Below are 25,531 nucleotides of genomic sequence, written 5' to 3'. Positions count from 1 at the left end.
TTTTTCTTTTTTCTGTGGTTTATTCTAACATATAATACCTGATTACGGGGATTTTCTGTGGTATGATAGAGAATATATGTTCGAGGAGGATGTTTATGTTAACCGTTACGAGAATCAGTAAAGGCAAAGGCCCTTTCTATCGCGTAGATTTATCTGAAGGAGAAGCTTTACAAGTATCTGAAGATGTATTAGTACGCTATCGATTATTAAAAGGACGGGAATTAGACGAAGAAACTATCCAAGAGATCAAGAAGAGTAGCGGAGCTGATTTCGGTTTTCACCTAGCAATGAATTACTTAAGTTATCAGTTGCGATCGGAAAAAGAAATCCGAACATACTTAAAAGAAAAGGAAATCCTTCAAGAAGATCGAAATAAAATCGTAGCCCGCTTAAAAGAATTGGACCTTGTCGATGATTTGGTCTATGGGGAAAGTTATGTGCGCACGAATATGCGCTTAAGTGACAAAGGACCAAAGAAATTAGCGCAGCAGATGCAGCAAAAAGGTTTGAAACCTGAAATCATTGAACAAGCGCTCAGCCAATATACATTTGAAGACCAAGTTCAAAATGCACATCAGACAGCCGAAAAAGCGTTTGGAAAAAATCACGGAAAAAGCCAAAAAGAATTATTGAGAAAAATCCAACAAACATTGATGACGAAAGGCTTTTCTCAAGAAGTGATCCAACAAGCGATAGCTGATCTTCCGCAAGAAGCAGATCAAGAAATAGAATATGATTATTTAGTCAAACAAGGAGATAAACTATGGCGAAGAAATTTAAGGTTTGAACCTAAAAAAAGAAATCTAAAAGTAAAGCAAAGCTTATATCAAAAAGGATTTGATTTGGATATGATCCAGCGATTCATTACGGAAAAGGAAGAGGAAAGTGAATAAAGAATGGGAAAAATGGACAGATAAAGAAACAAAAGAATTTCAAGATCAGTTCATTCAATGGTATGAACAAGAAAAAAGAAACCTGCCTTGGCGCTATAATCGTGATCCTTATCGTATCTGGATCTCTGAGATCATGCTTCAGCAAACCAGAGTAGACACAGTGATCGATTATTTTTATCGTTTCATGGAATGGTTTCCTACAATTGAAGAGCTAGCAAATGCTCCAGAAGAAAAGCTTTTAAAAGCATGGGAGGGCCTTGGTTATTACTCAAGAGCCCGGAACATCCAAGCTGCTGCTAAACAGATCATGTCAGAATTTGATGGGGAAATGCCGCAAACGCCTGAAGAAATTAGCTCATTGAAGGGAATAGGACCATATACGACAGGCGCGATTGCAAGTATCGCATTTGGACTTCCAGAACCTGCAGTTGACGGCAACGTGATGCGAGTAGTCAGCAGATTGTTTTGCATTGAAGCAGACATCGCAAAAGCTTCTAGCAGGAAAATCTTTGATGAAGCGATGCGGAAAATCATTGATGAAAAGCATCCAGGTGAATTCAACCAAGCAATGATGGATCTAGGTTCAGCTATCTGTACACCAACTTCTCCAAAGTGTGAGACTTGTCCGATCCAAGCCTTTTGTTTAGCTAACAAACGAGGAATCCAAACGAGTTTTCCTGTAAAAACAAAAAAAGCAAAGCCAAAAGACGTTTATTATATCAGTGCAGCTCTTCAAAATCATTCTGGAGCGTATTATTTTGAAGAAAGAGATAGCCAAAAATTGCTGGCGAATATGTGGACATTTCCAATGATGGAAGTGACACAAGAGGAGTATGAGCGATTGAAAAAAGAATGGGAAACAAAGCCAGAAATCGATCTGTTTGATGACCTAGTAGCAGAAGAAGAGCAAAATCTCCCATTTGAAAAGCAGGAACTCTTTGTTTGGCAGACACGACATTTAGGAGAAGTTACTCATATTTTTAGTCATCTGAAATGGCATGTTCTCCTTTTTTACGGACGGGCAACCGAGGGAGCAGAACAAGAATTTACCGAGAACAAAACTTCGAAGTGGTTGAAGCCTGATGCATTTGATTCGGTCGTTTTTCCTAAGGTCCAAATGAAACTGGTAGATCAGTTAGAGAAAAATCGAAACAATAGGAATCCTTTCTAGGCAAAGCTCATTTTTATTGATATAATAATTATGATGTCGGTGTAATGAACACCCAAACACAAAGCACAAAATGCTGCTTAAGGAAGGGTTGCTATGGGAGTTCCAAAAGAAGGAGAGTTTGTGACGATCCAAAGTTACAAGCACGACGGCAAATTGCATCGAACGTGGCGAGATACCATGGTATTAAAAACAAGCGAACACTCTATGATCGGCGTGAATGATCACACATTAGTCACTGAATCTGATGGACGCCGATGGGTAACGCGCGAACCAGCGATTGTTTATTTTCATAAAAAATACTGGTTCAATGTAATAGCAATGATCAGAGAAAAGGGGGTTTCCTATTATTGTAATCTAGCTTCACCTTTTTTGCTGGACGATGAGGCCTTGAAATATATCGACTATGACTTGGATATCAAGGTATTTCCTGACGGCGAGAAACGACTATTGGATGTCGATGAATATGAGATGCACAGCAAAATGATGAATTACCCGAACGATATTGACTTCATCCTAAAAGAAAATGTGAAGATTCTGGTTGACTGGATCAATAATGGAGATGGCCCGTTCTCGGAAGGCTATATTGATATTTGGTATAACCGTTACAAGCAATTGTCGCGTAAGTAAACACAAAAAAGAACAGTAAGCCAGTGAGAGATTTTTCTCAAAAGCTTGCTGTTTTTTGCTTTTTTCGAAATAAATTTTTATAAAGTCTTTTTCATATAAATATGAGGCATGCCAGCATCTTCAAAAGGATCGCCGTAAGCTGTATATCCTAGTTTTTCGTAAAAAGTTTCAGCTGTGGATTGTGCCCCTAATAAAATCGTATTATAGCCTTGATTCTTAGCAAAGTTTTCTGCTTCTTCAATCAATATTTTTCCTAACCCTTGGTGTCTGTATTCAGAAAGAATCGCCATCCGCTGTAATTTCATTTTTCCGTTTTCTAAAGGCAAAAGACGTACAGTTCCTTGCGGTTCTTTTTTATCTGAGTACAGGACGAAGTGGATACAATGGGCTTCATCTTTGTCTATTTCTCGAGACAAAGGCACACCCTGTTCGACTACAAAAACTTGATGCCTGATCCGTACAGCATCTAAGTAAATATTGCTCATTGTATCTTTTGTTTGTACAACTTTCATGGTCTAGCCACCTTCCTTTCGTATAGTATACTGGAAAATAAAACAAATAAAAAGTATGGCAAGTTTTCAAAACGCCGTTTGTATAATTAAGCGAGACAAATAAAAAAGCCATTTATGTTACACTCAAATTGTAATACCCGCTAAAGCATACAAGGAGAGTGAACATAAATGACTTATACCCATCTTACACCAAACGAGCTTGTAATGATAGAAGCATATTTTCATCAAGAAACTCCGGTTGCTATCGTTGCGAAGCAGCTTAAACGTGGACGCCAAACAATTTACAATGTCTATAACTTTCTCAAATGTGGTGGAACAGCACTTGAATACTTTGAACAATACAAAGAAAATAAGCGACGTTGTGGGAGAACCGAAATCATTTTTCCTGCTGAGGAAAAAGAATACATTGAAAAAAGATCAACTGAAGGTTGGACCCCAGACGTCATTATTGGCCGTGCAGAGCGAACCTTCTCTTGTTCAGTAAGTACCCTCTATCGCCGGTTTAAGACGGGAGAATTCAATGTTTTACATTTACCGATGCAAGGAAAACGAAAACCAAATGGTTATAAGGAAAAACGTGGAAAACAGGCATTCAAAAGAAATATTTCTGAACGTAAAAAAGATTATGTCGTTTTCGAAGAAGAATTTGGACATTTAGAGGGTGATACGATTGTCGGCATCCACCATAAAAGTGCCGTCATCACACTCGTTGAGCGACTTTCAAAAGCCATTATCGCCTTGAAACCAGAAGGCCGTAAGGCAGTTGATATTGAAAATTCGATTAATGAATGGCTTCAATCCGTACCCAAAAATCTTTTCAAATCAATTACCTTTGATTGTGGAAAAGAATTCTCTAATTGGAAAAGTATTAGTAATACGAATGATATTGATATTTATTTCGCAGACCCAGGAACGCCTTCCCAACGGGGATTAAATGAACATTCAAACGGACTCCTCCGAAAAGATGGACTACCAAAAGAAATGGAATTCAACCAAGTCAATCAAGGATTCATCTCATCCGTTGCGTCTAAAAGAAACCATATCCCTAGAAAATCACTAAATTACCAAACACCATTAGAAGTTTTTTTGAGTTACGTAAATGGAAAGTTTTGTCTCGCTTAATTTGACAAATAATAAAAATAAAAAAAGAATAAAAGAATTTTTAACGAATATAATATATACTAGTAAGAAAGAAAGGAGGAAATCTATTGTTTGAAAAACTTAGACAGTCTAAACTAATGTTTTGGTCGCTTGAATTATTGATCATAGCTGCATTGATCATGATTTCATCAGAAATAAACTTTATTTTCGAACCGATCGGGACATTTTTTTCCACGTTATTTGCACCTGTACTGATTGCAGGCTTTCTTTACTATTTATTGAATCCTATTGTCAAGCTGTTGATGAAAGCAAAAATCAAAAGAATATGGGCTGTCGCAATTGTGCTGCTCCTTTTAGTTGCAGCAATTATTTGGATTTTACTTAGTGTCATCCCAAGTCTAGTACAGCAAATTTCCTCATTGGCATCTAATATGCCTGATTTCATCAAACAGGTAGAAAGCTGGTTAAAAGAGGTAGCCGAATTGCCTTTGTTCAAGGAAGTAGATATCAATAAATATTTTGAGCAATTAGACATTTCTTACGGGACAATCATTCAGCAATTCCTTAGTGGAGTATCCAATAGTTTAGGTTCGATCGTTGGAACGATCGCTTCGGCAACCGTAGTAATCATTACAGCACCATTCATCTTGTTCTATATGTTGAAAGACGGAGAAAAACTAGTGCCAAACATCCAACAGTTTTTCCCAGAAAAAAGAAGAAACCAAATTGTGGAGTTATTGGGGCAACTGAATAAAACATTGGCTAATTACATTAGCGGACAAGCAATCGAATGTTTATTCGTTGGTACCTTCACATTTTTAGGATATATGGTAATTGGTGTGGATTATGCTTTCTTATTTGGGGTCATTGCGGGATTGACAAACCTAATTCCATATTTAGGACCTTATCTAGGACTAGCACCTGCATTTCTAGTAACAGTCTTCAATGATCCGGTAAAAGCATTACTTTGTTGTGTGGTTGTGCTAATCGTCCAACAGTTGGATGGGAATATCATTTATCCTAATGTAATTGGGAAATCACTGAAAATCCATCCATTAACGATCATTATCGTTCTTCTAGTAGCTGGAAATATTGCCGGATTGCTTGGTATCTTCTTAGGTGTTCCTTTTTACGCAATCTGCAAGACGATCATTTCCTATATAATCAAAATCGTCAAAGAAGACAAGCAAAATGAAAACAAGAAGAAAATTGCTACGACCTCGTAGGTAGTTTTAGTACACTTGTTTTTATTGCAAAGAAAATTGCTTTGTGATACCATTTTAACGTGGCTATAGTGCCACGTTTTTTTCTATCGTAAACTAAAAATTAATTTTATAAGGAGAGAATGCGATTATGAATGCTGACCCTGAGAGTCAGTCGCTGTTAGCGCAGATTTTATTATTGATCGTTTTGACATTGATCAATGCTTTTTTAGCAGCTTCCGAAATTGCTGTTGTTTCGATCAATAAGAATCGAATCGAGCAAAAAGCTGATGAAGGAGATGTGAAATCTCAAAAGCTTTTAAAAATATTGCAGAATCCAAATAATTTCCTATCGACAATCCAAGTAGGAATCACTTTGGTCAACATTTTGTCTGGTGCTTCACTAGCTAATACTTTATCGGAACGGTTAGCTCCGGTATTAGGTGGCGGCACAGCGGCAAAAAATATTGCAAATATCATTGTGCTGGCTATTTTGACCTATGTATCGATTGTTTTTGGAGAATTGTACCCTAAACGTATTGCTTTAAATAAATCAGAAGAAGTCGCAAAGTTCACTTCAGGGCTGATACGCTTGATTGGTGTAGTAGCTAAGCCCTTCGTCTGGCTGCTTTCTGCTTCCACAAGTTTATTGGCGCGTATCACGCCGATGACTTTTGATGATGAAGATTCAAAAATGACCAGAGATGAAATGCGTTATATGCTTGAAAACGAAGGCGTATTGAATAATGAAGAATTAGAAATGCTCCAAGGGGTTTTTTCTCTTGATACGAAAGTTGCCCGAGAAGTCATGGTCCCACGAACGGATGCATTTATGATTGATATCAACGACACTGTGGAAGAAAATGTGAATGAAGTTTTATCCGAAAACTATTCAAGAATCCCTGTTTATAACGAAGACAAAGATAAAGTAGTCGGAATCCTTCATACAAAGAATTTACTAAAAGCTGCCCATAAATTCGGCTTTGATAATTTAGATATCAAGAAAATCATGCAGGAGCCTTTATTCGTTCCTGAAACGGTCTTTATTGATGATCTGTTATATGAAATGAAAAAGACGCAGAATCAGATGGCTATTTTATTAGATGAATATGGCGGCGTCGTTGGGTTAGCAACACTAGAAGACCTTTTAGAAGAAATCGTCGGAGAAATCGATGATGAATCAGATGAAGTTGAGAATCTTTATGAAAAAATCGATGAACACGAATATATCATCCAAGGACGTATGCTGATTGATGAGTTCAATGAAGCTTTTGACAGTGATCTGCATATGAGTGATGTAGATACGATGGCTGGTTATTTGATTACAGCATTAGGCATGATTCCGGATGAAGGCGAAAAGTTATCGTTTGATGTCGATAATATTACGCTGGTTTCTGAAGAAATGGAAGGTTCTCGAATCCTTAAAATCCGTGTCATTTTTCATGATCCGGAAGAAACAGAAGCGGAACCTGAAGAAGAACGAAGATACTTCAGAAAAGAATTCGAAGATGACGAGCCAAGAAGATAATTGGAAACTTGGTTATGAAAGACGTGTTGCTTGAATAAACAAGCAACACGTCTTTTCTTTTAGTCAGCTGACAAAAAAATATTTGACTCTTATGGTTTGGTGGCTTTTTCATTCGCTGAATCCATGCTATACTGATTCAGTTGTAGTAGTTGACAAAGGTTGTGAAAAAGCTATCCTGCATTAAGTAATAAGAGCAGCCAAGCAAAAACAGCTTTTCGTATTTTTGGCTTGGGTGGGCTTATTGCTGATAGGCTGTCTCTAGAACGCCGTTTACTCGGAAAAAGAGACTGCTACACGGCTTTTGTCACAGCCCTATATGAAATTGTCTTTCTTTAAGAGATCGGACAATCTGTGCCTAGAGAAAATATAAATAATTGAATGGAAGAAATGGAGTTAGGTTATGAATAATCCAAAATTAAAGCAACAAGTGGACAATCGCAGAACTTTTGCGATCATTTCCCATCCGGATGCTGGGAAAACAACGATTACAGAACAATTACTATTGTTTGGTGGGGCTATCCGTCAAGCCGGGACCGTAAAAGGCAAAAAAACAGGTAATTTTGCCAAATCAGACTGGATGGAAATCGAGAAACAACGTGGGATTTCTGTTACTAGTTCTGTTATGCAGTTTGATTATCAAGGGAAACGAGTAAATATCTTGGATACACCAGGACATGAAGATTTTTCTGAAGATACTTATCGTACTTTGATGGCCGTGGATAGTGCGGTCATGGTAATCGATAGTGCAAAAGGGATCGAAGCACAGACAAAGAAATTATTCCAAGTTGTAAAAAAACGTGGCATCCCGATATTTACTTTTATCAACAAACTAGATCGTGATGGTCGTGAACCATTGGAATTGTTAGAAGAATTAGAAGAGCTATTAGATATCGAATCTTATCCGATGAATTGGCCAATCGGTATGGGTAAAGGGCTAGAAGGTCTTTATGATATCTACCATAATCGTGTAGAGTTTTATCGTCCGGAAAATTATCAGGATGAACGATTAGTAGAATTGGATGAAGATGGACTGCTTCCCGAAAATCATCCTCTAACTGAAAATTCCTTATATGAACAAGTCTTAGAAGAAGTAGAACTAATCAAAGAGGCTGGAGATGCATTTAATCAAGAAAAAATTGCTCGTGGCGATCAGACACCAGTATTTTTTGGTTCTGCATTGACTAACTTCGGTGTACAGACTTTTTTAGAGACTTTCGTTGAATTGGCACCAGCTCCTTATGGACACAAAACACAAGATGATCAGATGGTAAGTCCTTATGAGGAAGAATTTTCAGGTTTCGTATTCAAGATCCAAGCAAATATGAATCCAGCCCATCGTGACCGAATCGCTTTTGTCCGAATCTGTTCTGGAACATTCGAACGAGGAATGGATGTCTGGTTGGAACGTACAAATAAAAAACTGAAATTAAGCAATGTCACACAATTTATGGCAGATTCGAGAGAAAACGTCGAAAAAGCAGTAGCAGGCGATATCATCGGTGTATATGATACAGGCAATTATCAGATTGGGGATACATTGTTCGAAGGAAAACTAAAAGTTGCTTATGAAGAACTCCCTTCATTTACTCCAGAGCTGTTTATGAAAGTGACTGCAAAAAATGTCATGAAACAAAAATCCTTCCACAAAGGAATCTATCAATTAGTTCAAGAAGGAGCGATTCAGCTTTATAAAACATATCTAACGGAAGAATATATCATTGGAGCTGTTGGTCAGCTACAATTCGAAGTATTCCAATATCGTATGTTAAATGAGTATAACGCCGAAGTAATCATGTCTCCAATGGGACACAAAATCGCTCGCTGGATCGATCCAGAAGATTTGGATGAGAAGATGAGTTCAAGTCGCAATATCTTGGCTCGTGACCGTTTCGACCAACCGTTGTTCTTATTCGAGAACCAATTTGCAGAACGCTGGTTTGCGGATAAATATCCCAATGTAAAATTAAAAAGTTTGATGTAAAGAAGTCTTGACACAAGCTGCCCTGCATCAAGTAATAAGAATAGCCAAACAAAAACAGCCTCTCATATTTTGTTTAGAGCCGTGACGGATTTTCCGTGACGGCTCTTTTTACTATTTAAAATCATAGAAATGTCTAATCAAAAAAATATAAAAATTATTTTGCGTACATATGATTAAAGAAAGGAGAGTGTGACACATGGAAACAGAATGGCAAAGACGTGAAAGAAAAAAACAGAAAAAAGAAGAGATGTTACGATTATGTCGATTATTAGATGTAAAAGACTGGGACAAAAACGAGCAAATTGCACAAAAAGTACGATCAATCATCCATAAAGAGGAAAAAGTTAAAAATAAAGACACACGTAGAACTGAAAATGAAAAGAGAAAAGTACAAAAGAAAAGAGAAAAATCAAAAAGCTAGAAAGAAAAAGAGGCTGAGACAGAAGCGTTTAACTCCAAGAAATAAGCTGGAATTCACAAAAATTTGAAAAGCAATTTTCGTGAATTTTAGCTTATTTCCGAAGGAGTTGCTTCTGCTTCCGCCGTTTATACGTGTTTAGAGCGTGAGACAAAAGTGTTCTTTACTTTTGTCCCACGCTCTTTAATTATTATGTTCAAAATTTGTTTACACGGCTAATGTAGCGCCTAATTCATGTTTTGGAATCGAGATTTCAACAAGGCCTGCCAATTCGATTACTTTGATTTCATCCTCGTGGTAAACGGCGTCTTTGATTTTATCTAAGAAATAATTTTTAGCATCTTCGATTTCTTTCGGCTGGATTTTACGTTTGTCATTGATCAGCAGAATTTCATTATGTTCAGGGGCTTCAGTGTAGACAATAGTGGTATTTCCGGCTGTGTAGACCTTGACTAGATGGGCATCAGTGTTTTCAAGCTGGTTTAATACAAGACGGGAATGGCTGTTTGTTACATTTACCAATTTCATGGCGCTCACCTCTTTTATGTATTTTTAATTGCTTGTTTCTCTTATTATAATTTCTTTTTTATAAAATGAACAGTATTTTGACTTTTCTGAAAAAAGAATGAGACGGCATTTCTCAAAGAAATACCGTCTCACGCTATAAAACTGGATTTATTCAGCCGTTTCTTCGGCTGATTCTTTAGCCAAACGTTCTGGTTTAGAAGTAACGATGATTTTTCCATCTTTATCCAGTTTTGCTTTCAACTCATGGATAGAAGGGTGATCAAGATAAAATTCAGCGATACCATCTTCGATTTGTTCTTGGATCGTGCGTCGAAGAGGACGAGCACCCATAGATGGATCATAGCCTAAGTCAACTAATTTTTCTTTGACATTCGTAGGAACTTCGATGTGAAGTTGCTGTGCTGCCAGCATTTGGTTGACATCGTCTAGCATTAGTGTGACGATTGTCATCAAGTTTTCTTTTGATAATGCACTGAATTCGATGATCCCGTCAAAACGGTTCAGAAATTCTGGTGTAAAGTAGTTGTTTAATTGGTTCAATACAGAACGAGTAACACCTTCGCGTGCCGCACCAAAACCAACGTTTGCTTCTACTTTACCAGTTCCGGCATTACTTGTCATAATGATGATCGTATCTTTAAAGCTGACCGTTCTTCCTTGTGCATCTGTCAATCGACCATCATCTAAGATTTGCAAGAACATATGCAAAACATCTGGATGAGCTTTTTCTACTTCATCTAACAAGACAAGACTGTAAGGATTTCTCCGTACTTTTTCTGTTAATTGACCAGCTTCTTCGTATCCGACATAACCTGGAGGAGAACCAATCAATTTAGAGACACTATGTTTTTCCATATATTCAGACATATCGAAACGAATCATTGAATCTTGTGAACCGAATAGTTCGTAGGCAAGTTGTTTCGCAAGCTCTGTTTTACCTACACCAGTTGGTCCAACAAATAAGAAGGAGCCGATTGGACGATTCTGTTTGTTTAATCCAACACGGTTTCGGCGAATCGCTTTCGCTACTCGATCTACAGCGTTATCTTGTCCGATGACATGAGCTTTCAAGTCATCTGCTAAGTTTTTCAGTTGTGTCTGTTCTTTTTCTTTTAATTCACCCACTGGAATACCTGTCCGTTGTTCAACGATTTTTTCCATATCTTTTTCGGTAATCACAGGTGTTTCCTCTTCAGTGAGCTGACGTTCTTTCATTTTTTGAAGTTTATTGATCTGATCGCGATAATAAGCTGCTTTTTCGAAATCTTCTTCTCGAGAAGCTAAAACTTTTTGTTCTTCTGCTTCTTGCAGTTTTTTCTCGATTGTTTTAGGATCAACGATTTGGATCGTCAAGTTTTTCTTAGAACCTGTTTCATCTAGCAAATCGATGGCTTTATCCGGCAAGAAGCGATCTTGGACGTAACGATTGGATAAAGTTGCGGCTGCTTCGATGGCCTCATCAGTATATTTTACATGATGATAGTCTTCATAACGTTTTTGCAAACCTTTCAAAATACTGATCGTTTCTTCGACAGTTGGTTCATCTACCCGTACAGGTTGCATACGACGTTCTAAAGCAGCGTCTTTTTCGATGATGCGGTACTCATTTAAGGTAGTAGCACCAACCATTTGCAATTCTCCTCGAGCTAAAGCTGGTTTTAAAATATTACCAGCATCCATATTTCCATCACCAGCAGAACCAGCACCGACGATTTCGTGAACTTCATCTATGAATAGGATCACATTTTCTGCTTGACGGATCTCTTCAATCAATTTTTGCATACGTTCTTCAAATTGTCCTCGTATACCAGTACCTTGGACTAAAGATATGACATCTAAACGAATGACTTCTTTGTCCATTAATTTTTGCGGTACATCACCATCTACGATTTTTTGTGCTAAACCTTCAACAACTGCTGTTTTACCAACACCTGGTTCTCCAATCAAGACAGGATTGTTCTTGGTTCGGCGATTTAAAATTTCAATGACTCGTTTGATTTCGTCATCGCGTCCGATCACAGGATCGATATCACCTTGTCGTGCTTGTTCTGTGATATTGATTCCGTATTCTCCCAATAAACCTTCTGTATTGCCTTGAGGTGGCTGACCACCATTGAAGTTGTTGTTTCCGCCAAATTGTGTTGGTGGTGTTTGCTCATAATTTCCTTGCTGTTGCATTTGGCGAGACATGGAACGGAAAAGATCGTCCAAACTGCCAAATCCAAATGGATCATTTTGGGCCATATTAGTCAGACCTCCATTTTGTTGATTTTTGATTTTTTGATAACAGCTCTGACAGTAATCGAGTTGTGTCCGCTGACCATTGACAGTGGCATACAAGTGAATCGTTGCCTCATTCTTGCCGCAGTTTTGACAAAGCATGAATCATTCACGTCCTTTCACAAAAATGGGTACATCCATATTTTACATCTCGTTTTTCATGAGGTAAAAGAATAACCCCTAGTTTTTTAAGAGATTTATGAGGTAGAAAAGGTGAAATCTCTATTGACCATTCCTGACCTTTAACTCTTATTATACTAAAAATAAAAAGGGAAGCAAGTAATTCGTTTCATATGAAAACAAAGAGGGTCAAAGGAAAGAATGATAAACGTCAGGAGAAGAGAAAGCGACAAGAAAAAGAAAATAAACACGTTTGTTATAAAATGTGAAGAAAAGGATGAAAAAGAATCCGGAATAATTTGAATACTTTTATCTGAAATTGAATGAAAACTGTTGTATCTAACGAAAAAAAATGTTAATCTTTACAGATGAAAGGGTGGCATTTGTTAGGATTCTCTGAATTACTAAAAAAGAAAACCCTCACATAAAAACAACACTCACTTAAAGGAGACCGATTAATATGGAAAAGAAAGAATTTCACGTAGTAGCAGAAACTGGGATCCACGCTCGTCCAGCTACACTATTAGTACAAACAGCAAGCAAATTTAACTCTGATGTAAACTTAGAGTATAAAGGTAAATCAGTAAACTTGAAATCAATCATGGGCGTTATGTCTTTAGGTGTAGGTCAAGGTTCTGATGTTACTATTACTGCAGAAGGTGCTGACGAAGCTGATGCAATGGCAGCAATCGTTGAAACAATGAAGAAAGAAGGCTTATCTGAATAATGGTTGAAATGCTAAAAGGGATTGCCGCTAGTGACGGTGTAGCCGTTGCAAAAGCTTACCTGCTAGTTCAACCGGATTTAACATTCAGTAAGGCAACAGTAGAAGATACTGCGGCTGAAGAAGCTCGTTTGGATGCTGCATTAGCTAAATCTACTGAAGAATTGCAGCAAATTCGTGAAAAAGCAGCGCAAAGCTTAGGTGAAGCAGAAGCGCAAGTATTTGATGCCCATTTGATGGTTCTTTCAGATCCAGAAATGGTAGGTCAAATCAAGCAAAATATTAAAGACAACAGCGTAAATGCTGAATCAGCGCTAAAAGAAGTAACGGATATGTATATCGGTATGTTCGAAGCAATGGAAGATAATGCTTATATGCAAGAGCGTGCTGCAGATATTCGTGACGTTGCTAAACGTATTTTAGCGCACTTATTAGGCGTTACTTTACCAAATCCATCAATGATCAACGAAGAAGTGGTCGTTGTTGCACATGACTTGACTCCAAGTGATACAGCACAATTAGATCGCAATTTTGTAAAAGCGTTTGTAACAGACATTGGTGGACGTACTTCACATTCTGCTATCATGGCACGTTCTTTAGAAATTCCAGCAATCGTTGGGACAAAAGAAATTACTGCTAAAGTCAAAGAAGGCGATATTTTGGCTGTCAACGGGATCGAAGGCGATGTAATCATCGATCCTACAGATGAACAAAAAGCTGAATTTGAAAAAGCAGGTGCAGATTACGCAGCACAAAAAGCAGAATGGGAAAAATTAAAAAATGCAGAAACTGTCACAGCTGACGGCAAGCATTTTGAATTAGCTGCAAACATCGGAACACCAAAAGATCTAGTTGGTGTCCATAATAATGGTGGAGAAGCAGTTGGTCTGTACCGTACTGAATTCCTGTATATGGATTCTCCAGACTTCCCAACAGAAGATGACCAATATGAAGCTTACAAAGCTGTATTAGAAGGTATGGAAGGAAAACCTGTAGTTGTTCGTACAATGGACATCGGTGGAGATAAAGAACTACCATATCTGCAATTACCTCATGAAATGAATCCATTCTTAGGATATCGTGCATTGCGTATCAGTTTATCTGAACAAGGCGACGAAATGTTCCGTACACAAATGCGTGCATTGCTTCGTGCATCTGTTCATGGTAACTTACGTATCATGTTCCCTATGGTAGCTACACTCAAAGAATTCCGCGCAGCAAAAGCGATCTTTGAAGAAGAAAAACAAAAATTGATCAGTGAAGGCAAGGAAGTATCTGATACGATCCAAGTCGGCATCATGATCGAGATTCCAGCAGCAGCAGTCTTAGCAGACAAGTTTGCAAAAGAAGTAGATTTCTTCTCTGTAGGTACGAACGATTTGATTCAATACACAATGGCAGCAGACCGTATGAACGAACGCGTTTCTTACTTGTACCAACCATATAACCCATCAATTTTACGTTTGATCAAAAATGTAATTGATGCAGCACACGCTGAAGGAAAATGGGCAGGTATGTGTGGAGAAATGGCTGGAGATCAAACAGCTGTTCCATTGCTAGTAGGTATGGGTCTAGATGAGTTCTCAATGAGTGCGACATCTATTCTTAAAACGCGTAGTTTAATGAAACGCTTGGACACAGCGAAAATGGCTGAACTTGCTGATCGTGCATTGAAAGAATGCGATACGATGGAAGAAGTCGTTGAACTTGTTCATGAATATGTAAAATAAACAACGTATCAAAAGCTGGTGTGGCTTGTAAAAGAGCTACGCCAGTTTTTTTGTTCTTTTTTAAGAAAACGTTTTTGTCAGTAAGAATAGACAAAAATAGGGCTTAAGTTTGAGTGACAGTTTGTAGGCTATGTTATACTATATAAGTGAAGGGGGACGTAAGGTGAAGGTATTATTATATTTTGAAAGTGAAAAAATGCTTGCAAAATCTGGAATCGGGCGTGCGCTTGATCATCAAAAACGTGCTCTGACGGAAGTCGGTATCTCTTATACACTAGATGAAAAAGAAGATTATGACATCCTGCACATCAATACATACGGAATCAATAGTCATAATATGGTCAATAAAGCCAGAAGAGAAGGAAAAAAAGTTGTCTATCATGCGCATTCTACAGAGGAAGATTTCCGAAATTCCTTTATCGGATCGAACCAGCTTTCTCCTATCGTAAAAAAATATCTGGTAGGATTGTACCAAAAAGCGGACTATCTGATCACGCCAACACCTTATTCAAAACAGTTGTTGGAAAGCTATGGTATCCGTGTGCCGATTCAAGCTATTTCCAATGGGATCGACTTAGAGAAATATCGCCCTGATCCAATGAAAGAACAAAAGTTCAGAGAATATTTCAAACTGTCTCCGGATCAAAAAGTAATCATTTGTGTCGGTTTGTTTTTCGAACGTAAAGGAATCATTGATTTCGTAGAAATTGCTAAGAAGATGCCCGAATACACATTTATTTGGTTTGGTCATGTTCCCATGTACTCGATTCCTCGGAACATCCGGAAAATTGTAAAAGAAGATCATCCTGAAAATGTCCTGTTTCCTGGTTACATTCGTGGAGAGATCATAGAAGGTGCGTATTCAGGTGCAGATCTATTCTTTTTCCCTTCTTATGAAGAGACAGAAGGGATCGTTGTTTTAGAAGCTTTAGCAAGCAAACAAAACGTACTTGTTCGAGATATTCCAGTGTATAATGGCTGGTTAGAAGATAGCAAGAACTGCTATATGGGGAAGACAAACGAAGAATTTATCCGACTGATCCAACAGATTACCAATCAAGAACTACCGAGTACGACACAAGCCGGTTATCAAACAGCAAAAGAGCGAAGTATCAATAAAATCGGTGAAGAACTTAAAAATGTATACGAAAGTGTACTGAATGAAAAAGTCTCTAGCAAATTAAAAAAAGTAAATCAGATCAAGGACTAGTTTGGAGGCGAAAAACATGAAAATCGGCTTTTTTACCGATACCTACTTTCCGCAAGTCAGCGGAGTTGCTACATCGATCAAAACATTAAAACAAGAATTAGAAAGACATGGGCATGAAGTCTATATTTTTACAACGACCGATCCTAATGCGGATAAGTTGGAAAAAGATGTGATTCGAATGCCAAGTGTACCATTTATTTCTTTCAAGGATCGAAGAGTTGTTGTTAGAGGCATGTGGTATGCTTATTTGGTTGCCAAAGAACTAGAACTAGATCTTATTCATACCCATACAGAATTCGGAGCAGGGATACTTGGGAAGATGGTAGCTAAGAAGTTGAAAATACCTCTGATCCATACTTACCATACGATGTATGAAGACTACCTTCATTATATCGGTAAAGGAAAAGTGATCAGGCAATCCCATGTAAAATACTTGTCTAGATTATTTGCAAATCATACGACAGGTGTAGTTTGTCCAAGTGAACGTGTTATTGATACATTACGCAGTTATGGTGTAATAGCACCGCTTCGCGTGATTCCTACTGGTATCGACATTGAAAAATTCAAACGTTCTGATATCACTCAGCAGGATATCAGCAAATTAAGGGAGTCACTAGGTCTTCAGGAAAACCATTTGATGATTCTTTCTTTAAGCAGGATTTCTTATGAGAAAAATATCCAAGCCTTGATTAATGGGTTTCCTCAGGTCATCTCCGCTTATCCTAACGCCAGATTAGTTATCGTAGGAAAAGGACCTTATGTAGAAGAGTTAGAGGAATTGATCTCAGAACTGCAGTTAGAAGAATTTGTGCAGTTCACAGGAGAAGTGGACAACAATGATGTAGCACTTTATTATAAAGCGGCAGATTATTTTGTCAGTGCTTCTACTTCAGAAACACAAGGGCTTACTTATACAGAAGCGATGGCAGCCGGAACACCTTGTGTCGTGGAAGGAAATGCTTATTTGAACCGATTGTTCGATCATCCTTCATTAGGGAAAACTTTTGAAACCGACGAAGACTTTGCACCAGCACTTATTGATTATATTTCCAGTGAAGTTCCTAAAGATCCAAAAGTTTTAGAAGCTAAACTTTATGATATTTCATCTACACATTTCGGCGAAGCTATGATCGAATTTTATCAAGACATGGTTGTTTATCATGAAGAAGAGATGCGAAGAAAAGAAGAAGAAGACTCGATTGAACGAATCAAAATAAAATTAAATTCATTTAAAAGATAAAATTCAAACATTTTTTATGAAAAAATCCTTGTTTCTAGCGTATACTAGCATAGAAGCAAGGATTTTTGATTTTTAGGAGGTCGAAAAAATGAAACTTGGTTTTATAGGAACAGGCGTCATGGGAAGTGCTGTCGCACGCCATCTACTAGAAGCAGGACACGAAGTAGCTGTCTATAATCGGACAAAAGCAAAAGCTGATCCTTTAGTAACAGAAGGAGCTATCTGGGCAGATACACCAAAAGCGGTAGCAGAACAAAGTAATATTCTCTTTACAATGGTAGGTTACCCCAAAGATGTAGAAGAAATCTACTATGGACAGTCGGGGATTTTTTCTGCAGATATCTCAGGACATATTTTAGTTGACTTGACTACAAGTACACCAAGCCTGGCAGAAAAAATTGCAAAAACAGCAAAAGAAAAAGGCGCAGATGCGTTAGATGCACCGGTATCCGGTGGTGACTTAGGAGCAAAGAATGGTACACTGACGATCATGGTCGGTGGAGAAGAAGCCGTTTATGATCAAGTACTGCCTTTATTCAAAGAATTTGGTACGACATTTACATTGCATGGTTCTGCTGGGAAAGGTCAGCATACAAAAATGGCTAATCAGATCATGATTGCAGGTACGATGACAGGAATGACGGAAATGCTTGTCTATGCACAAAAAAACGGACTTGATTTAAAGAAAGTGATTGAGACGCTTTCAGGTGGAAGTGCAGCTAACTGGTCTTTAAGCAATTATTCTCCTCGTATTTTAAAAGAAGATTACACACCTGGTTTTTTTGTCAAACATTTTATCAAAGATTTAAAGATTGCATTAGAAGAAGCAGAAAAAATGGACCTTGTATTGCCAGCAACTACCCAAGCATTGAAACTATATGAAGAGTTGGCAGATAAAGGTTTTGAGAATGACGGAACCCAAGCTTTGATCAAACTTTGGTGGCCTGAAGGAAAAATACCAGAAAAAAAATCATAAAAAACGAGTTTTTTTAGAGAAAATCAATGCAAGTAGGCTATGCTTTTGATACAATATAACAGAAATAAGAAAAGGAGGACCTCCGATGACACATTCACAATTAGTCGCAATCATAAAACGACTGGAGGCTATGGTCGAGTCAGCAGATAATGAACTGCAAGTTCGCCGTTTTGAAAAAGAAGGCGTAGAGAAGTGTACAGTAACTTATGATAAAGCGACCGATACATTTGAATTAACTGAAACAGATACTCATCAGCAATACGAATTTGATAATATCGATATCGTAGCGATGGAAATCTATGACTTAATCCAATAAATTTTAGGATAATTGACATTTGAAGTTGAAGATGCCTAAAAGAAGCCGAGAAGCAACTAATTTAGTTGCTTTTCAGCTTCTTTTTTGTTTAACAGTTCAATTTCAAACTGTTCTTTTTCTAATTTTTTGCGGTAACTGATCAAGATTTGTACAGGATCGATTTCTTCTTTTGACAATTGACGTTTCAAAGATAAATGAGCTTCTTTCTTTTCATAATAGAAGTCAGGAGAAACGTCACCAGAGGCAATCATTGTTTCTGCAAGTTGACCATAACAAACGAGGTAGTGCTTTTTCTGACTCTCATCTGCTGCTAATGGCATGCTGAAGGTGAGCGATGGTGTTCTTAAAAACTGCTTTTGTTCCTGGATCCGTCTAATAAAATAAGTAACTAATTCGATATCTTTTTGAAGCATACCGGCTTTTTCGAAATTCAACTGATAGATGAAATGTTGTTGTCTTTTTTTCAAGTAAGTCAGTAGCTTTTTATTTCGGCCTTGAAACAGCCCTTGGAGTTCCTTTTTTTTCTGTTCAAAAGTCATTTCCTGTAGGTCAGAAAGCTGGGCTCGCAAAGCTAACAAACTAATTTCAGACAACCAAGGCATTTGATAAGTTTCTTCCATTATACGCAAAATAGACGGCATTTTTTTATAGAGACGAAAAGGCCCGTATGTTCGAGCCGTAGGAGTATCTGTTAATACAAATCCCTTATTGGTAATATGTACATAATTATAATTACTGAAATAATTCATTTGTCGGTTATAAAAAGGACGGTAATGTTGGATCAATTGACACTCGAGCAATAAAGCATCTAATTCCGTGTCTACTACGACGAAATCAAAATCTGTTATATGATGAATCATACGTAATACTTTTTTTGAATGCTGTTTATTCTGATGAAAATAGCTGCTTACTCTATTTTTGAGCCGTTTTGCTTTACCAACATAGATGACCTTACCATCTCGGTCTTTCATAAGATAGACACCCGGCAGCATGGGGAGAGTTTTCATTTTTTCTTTTAACATAGGATCTCCTTTTACGCTTTGAATAAAAAGACTATAACAAATTTTGAAATAATGGACAAGTTTTAGGGAATTCTATAGTTCTGTTCACAGAAAATACTTTGATAATCAAAATATGTGAGATAGATGATTTTTCTAATAAAAGAAATTATAAATGCTGATTTATCAGTTGTTTTAAATGAGTAAAATCTTAAAAAAAGCTCATATAGTAAAAAAATGATCTTTTAAGGTTGCATTTTGAAAAAAGTTAAGATATAGTTTGAACATCAAAAGATTTGATAATCAAACTAATTAGTGGACGGTGGAACATGGAACCAGATTTAAAAACAGTAAATGATTATCTTGTTAGTGTCTTCAATGATATTTTGACAATCGAAGAGTCTGAGCTGAAAAAATCTCAATTCAAAGATCTGTCAATCACAGAGATGCACACGATCGAGGCAATCGGGATGTACAAGAAAAAAACAACTTCAGAAGTAGCCAAAGAACTATCAATTACTGTTGGGACCTTGACCACTGCTATTAACAAGTTAGTAAAAAAAGGCTATGTCGAACGTATCCGCAGTGAAGATGACCGCCGCGTTGTAAAGTTGGGACTAACGAAAAAAGGAAAGTTACTATTTCGGGTCCATCAGCATTTTCATCGTGAAATGGTCAAGAACATCTTAGACGGAATGGCTACGGAGGAACAGCATGCCTTGCTGGATGCACTGAAAAACTTGCACGACTTCTTGCAAGACTATAAGTGAGGATATTTAATGGAACAATTTGGAATGATTACTGCAACAGCCAGCGTCCTTCCTGAAAAGATTATTACTAATAATGATCTTTCCAAGATGATGGATACCTCTGATGAATGGATTTCGACAAGGACGGGTATTCGTGAACGAAGATGTGTAACAAATCAGGAGACTTCTGATTTATGCATTTTAGTGGCGGAAAAATTGATAAAACAGAAAAATCTAAACCCTAAAGATTTGGATTTTATTTTAGTAGCAACAATGTCGCCCGATTACACGACACCATCTGTAGCAGCACAAGTACAAGGGAAATTGGGAGCAACTCATGCTATCGCTTTTGATATCAGTGCTGCGTGCTCAGGATTTGTTTATGCGTTAAGCATGGCTGAAAAAATGATCCGCTGCGGCTCAACTAAGGGACTGGTGATTGGTGGTGAAACACTATCTAAGCTAATCGATTGGTCTGATCGTACGACTGCTGTGTTGTTTGGCGATGGAGCAGGTGGGATTCTCTTAGAAGCGAATCCACAGAAAAAATTGCTGAAAGAAAAATTAGCAGCTGACGGTACCAGAAGTAGTTCATTGACCGCTGGCTACCAGCAAAATAAAAATCCGTTCTATTCAGAAGATTCAGAAGGTTCGTATTATTTGCAAATGACTGGCAGAGATATTTTTGATTTTGCCGTACGAGACGTTGCAAACAATATCCAAGAAGTCATGAAAGACAAACCAGTTGATTATCTGCTTTTGCATCAGGCAAACCTCAGAATTATTGAGAAAATTGCCCGAAAAGTAAAGATGCCGCAAGAAAAGTTCCTGACCAATATGGATAAATATGGGAATACATCTGCTGCAAGCATCCCTATCTTATTGGATGAAGCAGTTTCTAGTGGAAAGATCACCTTGGGAAAACAGCAGAAAGTAATATTTACAGGCTATGGCGGAGGTTTAACATGGGGAAGTATTCTCATGGAGTTGTAGACTGTTAAATTATAAAAATAAAAAGCAAACAATATCGGAGGAATATATTATTATGGTATTCGAAAAAATTCAAGAAATCATCGCAGAAGAATTAGGAAAAGAAACTGAAGAAATCAAATTGACTACTGACATCCAAGAAGACTTAGAAGCTGACAGCTTGGATTTATTCCAAATCATCAATGAAATTGAAGATGAATTTGACGTGAAAATCGAAACAGAAGACGGAATCAAAACGGTTCAAGATTTAGTGACTTACGTAGAAAAACAAACTGCATAATCATTAAAATTAGGTTGGGGGCTGGGACATTTCCTGAAATAGGAATGTCTCGGCCTTTTTGAATAGGAAGAATCAAACATATATTCTGGATATATTGGAGAAAAACATGAAAACAGCATTCTTATTTAGTGGCCAAGGTGCACAATATCAAGGTATGGGAAAAGATTTATATGAAGAAGCCGTTGTAAAGCAGACATTTGATGAAGCAAGTGAGATTCTCGGCTACGATATGGCTGAACTTTGCTTTACAGAAAATGAACGTTTGGATCAGACGCAATATACACAGCCAGCTATTCTAACAGTCAGCATCGCGTATTATCGCTTATTGAAGGAGCATGGAATCATCCCAGATGCAGCTTTAGGACTGAGTTTAGGAGAATATTCGGCATTAGTAGCTAGTAATGCGCTATCCTTTACTGAAGCAGTTGCGTTAGTAGCAAAAAGAGGCGCTTATATGACAGAAGCTGCCCCAGCTGGAAGCGGGAAAATGGTTGCAGTGATGAATGCGCCGATTGAAACGATCGAGGAAAGCTGTCATGAAGCTAGCAAGTACGGCATCGTATCTCCTGCAAATTATAATACACCTCAGCAGATCGTGATTGGTGGCGAAGAAAAAGCAGTAGACGAAGCTGTTTTACTATTAAAAGAAAAAGGGTTCAAAAGAATGATCCCTCTAAATGTCAGCGGGCCTTTTCATACAGCTATTTTAGAACCGGCAGCAAAAAAACTGGCGAAGGACCTAAGTCAGATTCAATTCTCTGAACCTTCTTTTCCTATCATAAGCAACACAACAACGGAAATAATGAAGAAAGAAACAATCGCGGGACTACTTGAACAGCAAGTCATGCAACCTGTTCGTTTCTATGAGAGTATCCATAAGTTAAAAACAATCGGCATCGAACAAGTCATCGAAGTCGGCCCCGGAAAAGTATTAAGCGGATTTATGAAAAAAATCGATAAAACAATACCAGTTCTGCGTGTTGAGAATAAGCAGACATTTGATGAAACAATAGCAATACTATAAGGAGGAACGTTATGGATGTAAAAGGAAAAAATGTATTTATCACAGGTAGTACAAGAGGAATCGGCAAAGCGATGGCCTTAGCTTTTGCAAAAGCTGGAGCAAATATCATTTTGAATGGTCGCGGAGAGATTCCAAAAGAAAAGATAGAAGAAATCGAAGCATTCGGTGTAAAATGCGTAGGAGTTTCCGGTGACATCTCTGATTATGAGAAAGCGGGACAAATGATCAAAGAAGCAGAAGAAAAGCTTGGATCGATCCATGTGTTAGTAAACAATGCCGGAATCACAAATGACAAACTTGTGATGCGAATGGATGCAGAAGATTTCAAAAAATGTCTTGATATCAATTTGATTGGAACCTTCAATATGACGCAGCACGTATTGAAAAAAATGATGAAGCAGCGAGAAGGGGCCATCATTAATCTCTCTAGTGTATCTGGGTTGATTGGAAATATTGGTCAAGCAAATTATGCAGCTAGTAAAGCTGGCGTAGTAGGATTAACAAAATCTGTGGCACGAGAAGCTGCAACTAGAGGCATTACATGTAATGCCATTGCGCCAGGATTCATCACAACTGATATGACGGAAGTTTTAGCAGACAAAGTCAAGGAACAAGCGGAAAAGCAAATTCCGATGCAGCGTTTCGGACAAGTAGAAGATATTGCACAAACAGCAGTTTTCTTAGCACAAAATCCATATATCACCGGACAAGTCATCAATGTCGATGGCGGATTGGTCATGCACGGATAAGAAAAGGAGAGCAAACAAATGAATCGAGTGGTAATTACTGGCTATGGAGTCACTTCACCTATTGGAAATGACGCAGACAGCTTTTTGAATAGCTTAAAAGAGGGGACGAATGGCATCGCACCGATCACTAAATTTGATGCTTCAGAAACAGGGATTACCTTAGCGGGTGAAGTCAAAGATTTCCCTTACGATAAATATTTTATTAAAAAAGATAGCAAACGAATGGATATGTTTTCGATCTATGGAATCTACGCTGCTTTAGAAGCAATGGAGATGAGCGGTTTAGATAAAGAAAAAATGAATCAAGACCGGTTTGGCGTCATCATCGGATCTGGAATCGGTGGTCTTCCAACAATCGAAAACCAAGTTATTCGTCTACATGAAAAAGGTGCAAAACGAGTTTCTCCAATGTTCGTACCAATGGCGATTGCCAACATGGCAGCTGGAAATATTGCTTTGCGCGTAGGTGCAAAAGGTATTTGTACAGCTATCGTAACAGCTTGTGCTAGCGGAACGAATTCAATTGGGGAAGCATTCCGTAACATCAAACATGGCTATTCTGATGTCATTCTTGCTGGAGGAACAGAAGCAACGATTTGTGAGATGGGGATTGCTGGATTTGCAGCTTTAACAGCACTCTCAGAATCAACTGATCCTAATCGTGGTTCGATTCCGTTTGACGAAAATCGGAATGGTTTTGTGATGGGTGAAGGAGCAGGCGTTCTAGTTCTTGAATCTTTAGAACATGCACAAGCTCGCGGTGCCAAAATCTATGGAGAAATCGTTGGATACGGTGCAAACTGTGACGCTTACCATATGACAGCTCCTACTCCAGATGGTTCTGGTGCATCTAAAGCAATGAAGCTTGCGATGGAAGAAGCTGGTGTACAGCCGGAACAAGTCGGATATATCAATGCTCACGGAACAAGTACACCAGCCAATGACCAGGCAGAAGCAAAAGCAATCCAAATCGCATTAGGTGAAAATTTCAGAGATACTTACGTCAGCAGCACGAAATCGATGACTGGACATTTATTGGGAGCAGCCGGCGGGATCGAAGCCTTGGCAACTTTGCTGGCATTAGAACATCAATTTATCCCACCTACGATCAATGTAGAAAAACAAGATCCTGAGATTGACTTGACAGTTGTCAAAAACGAAAGCAAACCTGCAAGTTTTACTTATGCAATGAGTAATTCATTAGGGTTTGGCGGACATAATGCGGTTCTGTGCATGAAACGCTGGGAGGAATAATTTTGGATATCAATGAAATCAGAGAATTAGTCAGTCAATTTGATCAATCCTCGCTAACGGAATTCGATTTGCGTGAAGGTCAATTTGAATTGTATATGAATAAAAATAAAACAAGTCGAGGCATGAATATGGTTCAAACAAACGAAACGTTGCCAGTTTCGGAGCCAGTCAATGTCATACCTGAACAAGCAACAACTGCTCCAGAAACAATGAAAGAAAAAGAATCGGCAGTATTTGATGGAATCGAGGTTGTTTCGCCAATCGTGGGAATCGTTTATCTGCAACCGGCGCCCGACAAACCAGCTTTCAAAAAAGTAGGTGATCAAGTTGCCAAAGGAGAAGTTATCTGCATTATTGAAGCGATGAAACTGATGAATGAGATAACTAGTGAGGCCGACGGAGTGATCACAGAAATCCTTGTAGAAAACGAGTCAGTTGTCGAATATGGACAGCCACTCTTTAGGATTCAGCAAAAATAAGCAAAGCAGGAAAGAGGGAAATCAATGAACATACAAGAAATAAAAGAAATCATTCCACATCGTTATCCAATGCTTTTGATTGATCGAGTGGAAGAAATGGTTGAAGGAGAACGGATCGTTGCTAAGAAAAATGTAACGATCAATGAGCCCTTTTTTCAAGGACATTTTCCAGAAGAACCTGTTATGCCAGGGGTATTGATTGTTGAAGCAATGGCTCAAGCAGGAGCAGTTGCATTACTTTCTCTTGAACAATTCAAGGGAAAGACGGCTTATTTCGGCGGATTGGACAAAGCAAAATTCCGTAAGAAAGTTACACCGGGAGATACCTTATACCTTGAAGTTGAGATATTGAAAGTGAAAGCTTCAGCCGGAATAGGCAAAGGAATCGCTAAAGTAGACGGTAAAAAAGTAGCCGAAGCGGAATTAACCTTTATGATTGGATAGGTGAAAT

At 38.1% G+C, this 25,531-nt stretch carries 26 protein-coding genes; 22 read left to right on the top strand and 4 right to left on the bottom strand.

The annotated features are described in order from the left end of the window. Positions 1 to 95: 95 nt before the first annotated feature. The 3 genes from recX to ntdP all read left to right on the top strand — a co-directional run bounded on the left by recX (position 96) and on the right by ntdP (position 2,691). Positions 96 to 893 carry a recombination regulator RecX gene (gene recX, locus PYW34_RS08600; protein ID WP_002295398.1) on the top strand — a complete coding sequence of 266 codons (798 nt, stop codon included), beginning with the start codon at positions 96 to 98 and terminating at the stop codon, positions 891 to 893. Continuing rightward, positions 886 to 2,064: an A/G-specific adenine glycosylase gene (gene mutY / locus PYW34_RS08595; protein WP_002296955.1), complete on the top strand. Its 1,179-nt coding sequence runs from the start codon at positions 886 to 888 to the stop codon at positions 2,062 to 2,064. Before recX ends, mutY begins: the two co-directional genes overlap by 8 nt. 93 nt (positions 2,065 to 2,157) lie before the next feature. Beyond that, positions 2,158 to 2,691, top strand: a complete 534-nt coding sequence (ntdP, locus tag PYW34_RS08590; protein ID WP_002290817.1) for a nucleoside tri-diphosphate phosphatase — start codon at positions 2,158 to 2,160, stop codon at positions 2,689 to 2,691. A gap of 77 nt (positions 2,692 to 2,768) precedes the next feature. Here the strand turns inward: ntdP and PYW34_RS08585 are convergent, their stop codons facing one another. After that, positions 2,769 to 3,203: a GNAT family N-acetyltransferase gene (locus PYW34_RS08585; RefSeq protein ID WP_002290819.1), complete on the bottom strand. Its 435-nt coding sequence runs from the start codon at positions 3,201 to 3,203 to the stop codon at positions 2,769 to 2,771. A gap of 168 nt (positions 3,204 to 3,371) precedes the next feature. Between PYW34_RS08585 and PYW34_RS08580 the strand changes: the two genes are divergently transcribed. The 5 genes from PYW34_RS08580 (at position 3,372) to PYW34_RS08560 (ending at position 9,436) form a co-directional block, all read left to right on the top strand. Beyond that, positions 3,372 to 4,325: an IS30 family transposase gene (locus tag PYW34_RS08580; RefSeq protein WP_000222572.1), complete on the top strand. Its 954-nt coding sequence runs from the start codon at positions 3,372 to 3,374 to the stop codon at positions 4,323 to 4,325. An 86-nt stretch (positions 4,326 to 4,411) separates the two neighbouring features. Beyond that, entirely contained in the window at positions 4,412 to 5,530 is a 1,119-nt protein-coding gene (locus tag PYW34_RS08575) for an AI-2E family transporter (RefSeq protein WP_002290821.1), read from the top strand. Between the two features lie 127 nt (positions 5,531 to 5,657). Beyond that, positions 5,658 to 7,034, top strand: coding sequence for a hemolysin family protein (locus tag PYW34_RS08570; protein WP_002295395.1), 1,377 nt, complete (start codon positions 5,658 to 5,660; stop codon positions 7,032 to 7,034). Between the two features lie 400 nt (positions 7,035 to 7,434). Next, complete coding sequence (locus PYW34_RS08565) at positions 7,435 to 9,015, top strand: peptide chain release factor 3 (RefSeq protein ID WP_002295394.1); 1,581 nt, start codon at positions 7,435 to 7,437, stop codon at positions 9,013 to 9,015. Between the two features lie 196 nt (positions 9,016 to 9,211). Then, a complete protein-coding gene (locus tag PYW34_RS08560; protein ID WP_002287661.1) occupies positions 9,212 to 9,436 on the top strand; it encodes a hypothetical protein in 225 nt (74 codons plus the stop codon). 204 nt (positions 9,437 to 9,640) lie between these two features. On the opposite strand, the gene PYW34_RS08555 is transcribed toward PYW34_RS08560, so the two are convergent. Together PYW34_RS08555 and PYW34_RS08550 are read right to left on the bottom strand one after the other, a co-directional pair. Next, the gene (locus tag PYW34_RS08555) at positions 9,641 to 9,961 is read right to left on the bottom strand and encodes a DUF1827 family protein (RefSeq protein WP_002290825.1); all 321 of its coding nucleotides are present in this window, start codon (positions 9,959 to 9,961) and stop codon (positions 9,641 to 9,643) included. Positions 9,962 to 10,108: 147 nt separating this feature from the next. Beyond that, positions 10,109 to 12,343, bottom strand: a complete 2,235-nt coding sequence (locus PYW34_RS08550) for an ATP-dependent Clp protease ATP-binding subunit (RefSeq protein WP_015371012.1) — start codon at positions 12,341 to 12,343, stop codon at positions 10,109 to 10,111. 478 nt (positions 12,344 to 12,821) lie between these two features. Here PYW34_RS08550 and PYW34_RS08545 point away from each other — a divergent pair, with 478 nt between their 5' ends. The 6 genes from PYW34_RS08545 (at position 12,822) to PYW34_RS08520 (ending at position 18,557) form a co-directional block, all read left to right on the top strand. Then, positions 12,822 to 13,088: a phosphocarrier protein HPr gene (locus PYW34_RS08545; RefSeq protein ID WP_002287602.1), complete on the top strand. Its 267-nt coding sequence runs from the start codon at positions 12,822 to 12,824 to the stop codon at positions 13,086 to 13,088. Beyond that, entirely contained in the window at positions 13,088 to 14,815 is a 1,728-nt protein-coding gene (gene ptsP / locus PYW34_RS08540) for a phosphoenolpyruvate--protein phosphotransferase (protein ID WP_002295388.1), read from the top strand. Before PYW34_RS08545 ends, ptsP begins: the two co-directional genes overlap by 1 nt. Positions 14,816 to 14,978: 163 nt before the next feature. After that, the gene (locus PYW34_RS08535; RefSeq protein WP_002319376.1) at positions 14,979 to 16,025 is read left to right on the top strand and encodes a glycosyltransferase family 4 protein; all 1,047 of its coding nucleotides are present in this window, start codon (positions 14,979 to 14,981) and stop codon (positions 16,023 to 16,025) included. Positions 16,026 to 16,041: 16 nt separating this feature from the next. Continuing rightward, positions 16,042 to 17,265 (top strand): glycosyltransferase family 4 protein, encoded by a 1,224-nt coding sequence (locus PYW34_RS08530; RefSeq protein ID WP_002287605.1) that lies wholly within the window; start codon positions 16,042 to 16,044, stop codon positions 17,263 to 17,265. Positions 17,266 to 17,353: 88 nt separating this feature from the next. Continuing rightward, positions 17,354 to 18,241, top strand: coding sequence for an NAD(P)-dependent oxidoreductase (locus PYW34_RS08525; RefSeq protein WP_002287606.1), 888 nt, complete (start codon positions 17,354 to 17,356; stop codon positions 18,239 to 18,241). A gap of 85 nt (positions 18,242 to 18,326) precedes the next feature. Then, a complete protein-coding gene (locus PYW34_RS08520) occupies positions 18,327 to 18,557 on the top strand; it encodes a YkuJ family protein (protein ID WP_002287607.1) in 231 nt (76 codons plus the stop codon). A 56-nt stretch (positions 18,558 to 18,613) separates the two neighbouring features. Here the strand turns inward: PYW34_RS08520 and PYW34_RS08515 are convergent, their stop codons facing one another. Continuing rightward, positions 18,614 to 19,579, bottom strand: coding sequence for a GIY-YIG nuclease family protein (locus PYW34_RS08515; protein WP_002333322.1), 966 nt, complete (start codon positions 19,577 to 19,579; stop codon positions 18,614 to 18,616). Between the two features lie 305 nt (positions 19,580 to 19,884). Between PYW34_RS08515 and PYW34_RS08510 the strand changes: the two genes are divergently transcribed. The 8 genes from PYW34_RS08510 (at position 19,885) to fabZ (ending at position 25,524) form a co-directional block, all read left to right on the top strand. After that, complete coding sequence (locus PYW34_RS08510; protein ID WP_002287610.1) at positions 19,885 to 20,325, top strand: MarR family winged helix-turn-helix transcriptional regulator; 441 nt, start codon at positions 19,885 to 19,887, stop codon at positions 20,323 to 20,325. 9 nt (positions 20,326 to 20,334) lie between these two features. Further along, positions 20,335 to 21,297: a beta-ketoacyl-ACP synthase III gene (locus PYW34_RS08505; RefSeq protein WP_002295382.1), complete on the top strand. Its 963-nt coding sequence runs from the start codon at positions 20,335 to 20,337 to the stop codon at positions 21,295 to 21,297. 52 nt (positions 21,298 to 21,349) lie between these two features. Beyond that, positions 21,350 to 21,574: an acyl carrier protein gene (locus PYW34_RS08500; protein ID WP_002287614.1), complete on the top strand. Its 225-nt coding sequence runs from the start codon at positions 21,350 to 21,352 to the stop codon at positions 21,572 to 21,574. A 106-nt stretch (positions 21,575 to 21,680) separates the two neighbouring features. Continuing rightward, entirely contained in the window at positions 21,681 to 22,598 is a 918-nt protein-coding gene (gene fabD, locus PYW34_RS08495; RefSeq protein ID WP_002287616.1) for an ACP S-malonyltransferase, read from the top strand. 11 nt (positions 22,599 to 22,609) lie between these two features. Continuing rightward, complete coding sequence (gene fabG / locus PYW34_RS08490) at positions 22,610 to 23,347, top strand: 3-oxoacyl-[acyl-carrier-protein] reductase (RefSeq protein WP_002287617.1); 738 nt, start codon at positions 22,610 to 22,612, stop codon at positions 23,345 to 23,347. Between the two features lie 18 nt (positions 23,348 to 23,365). Continuing rightward, on the top strand, positions 23,366 to 24,601 hold the full coding sequence (gene fabF, locus PYW34_RS08485; RefSeq protein WP_002287619.1) for a beta-ketoacyl-ACP synthase II: 1,236 nt from the start codon (positions 23,366 to 23,368) through the stop codon (positions 24,599 to 24,601). Positions 24,602 to 24,603: 2 nt separating this feature from the next. Continuing rightward, on the top strand, positions 24,604 to 25,080 hold the full coding sequence (gene accB / locus PYW34_RS08480) for an acetyl-CoA carboxylase biotin carboxyl carrier protein (protein ID WP_002290844.1): 477 nt from the start codon (positions 24,604 to 24,606) through the stop codon (positions 25,078 to 25,080). Positions 25,081 to 25,104: 24 nt separating this feature from the next. Then, a complete protein-coding gene (gene fabZ / locus PYW34_RS08475) occupies positions 25,105 to 25,524 on the top strand; it encodes a 3-hydroxyacyl-ACP dehydratase FabZ (RefSeq protein WP_002287621.1) in 420 nt (139 codons plus the stop codon). Positions 25,525 to 25,531: the final 7 nt, after the last annotated feature.

Origin of the sequence: Enterococcus faecium, assembly GCF_029023785.1 — a bacterium.
GTDB classification, from domain to species: domain Bacteria; phylum Bacillota; class Bacilli; order Lactobacillales; family Enterococcaceae; genus Enterococcus_B; species Enterococcus_B faecium.
This window is presented reverse-complemented; position numbering and strand designations above follow the sequence as displayed.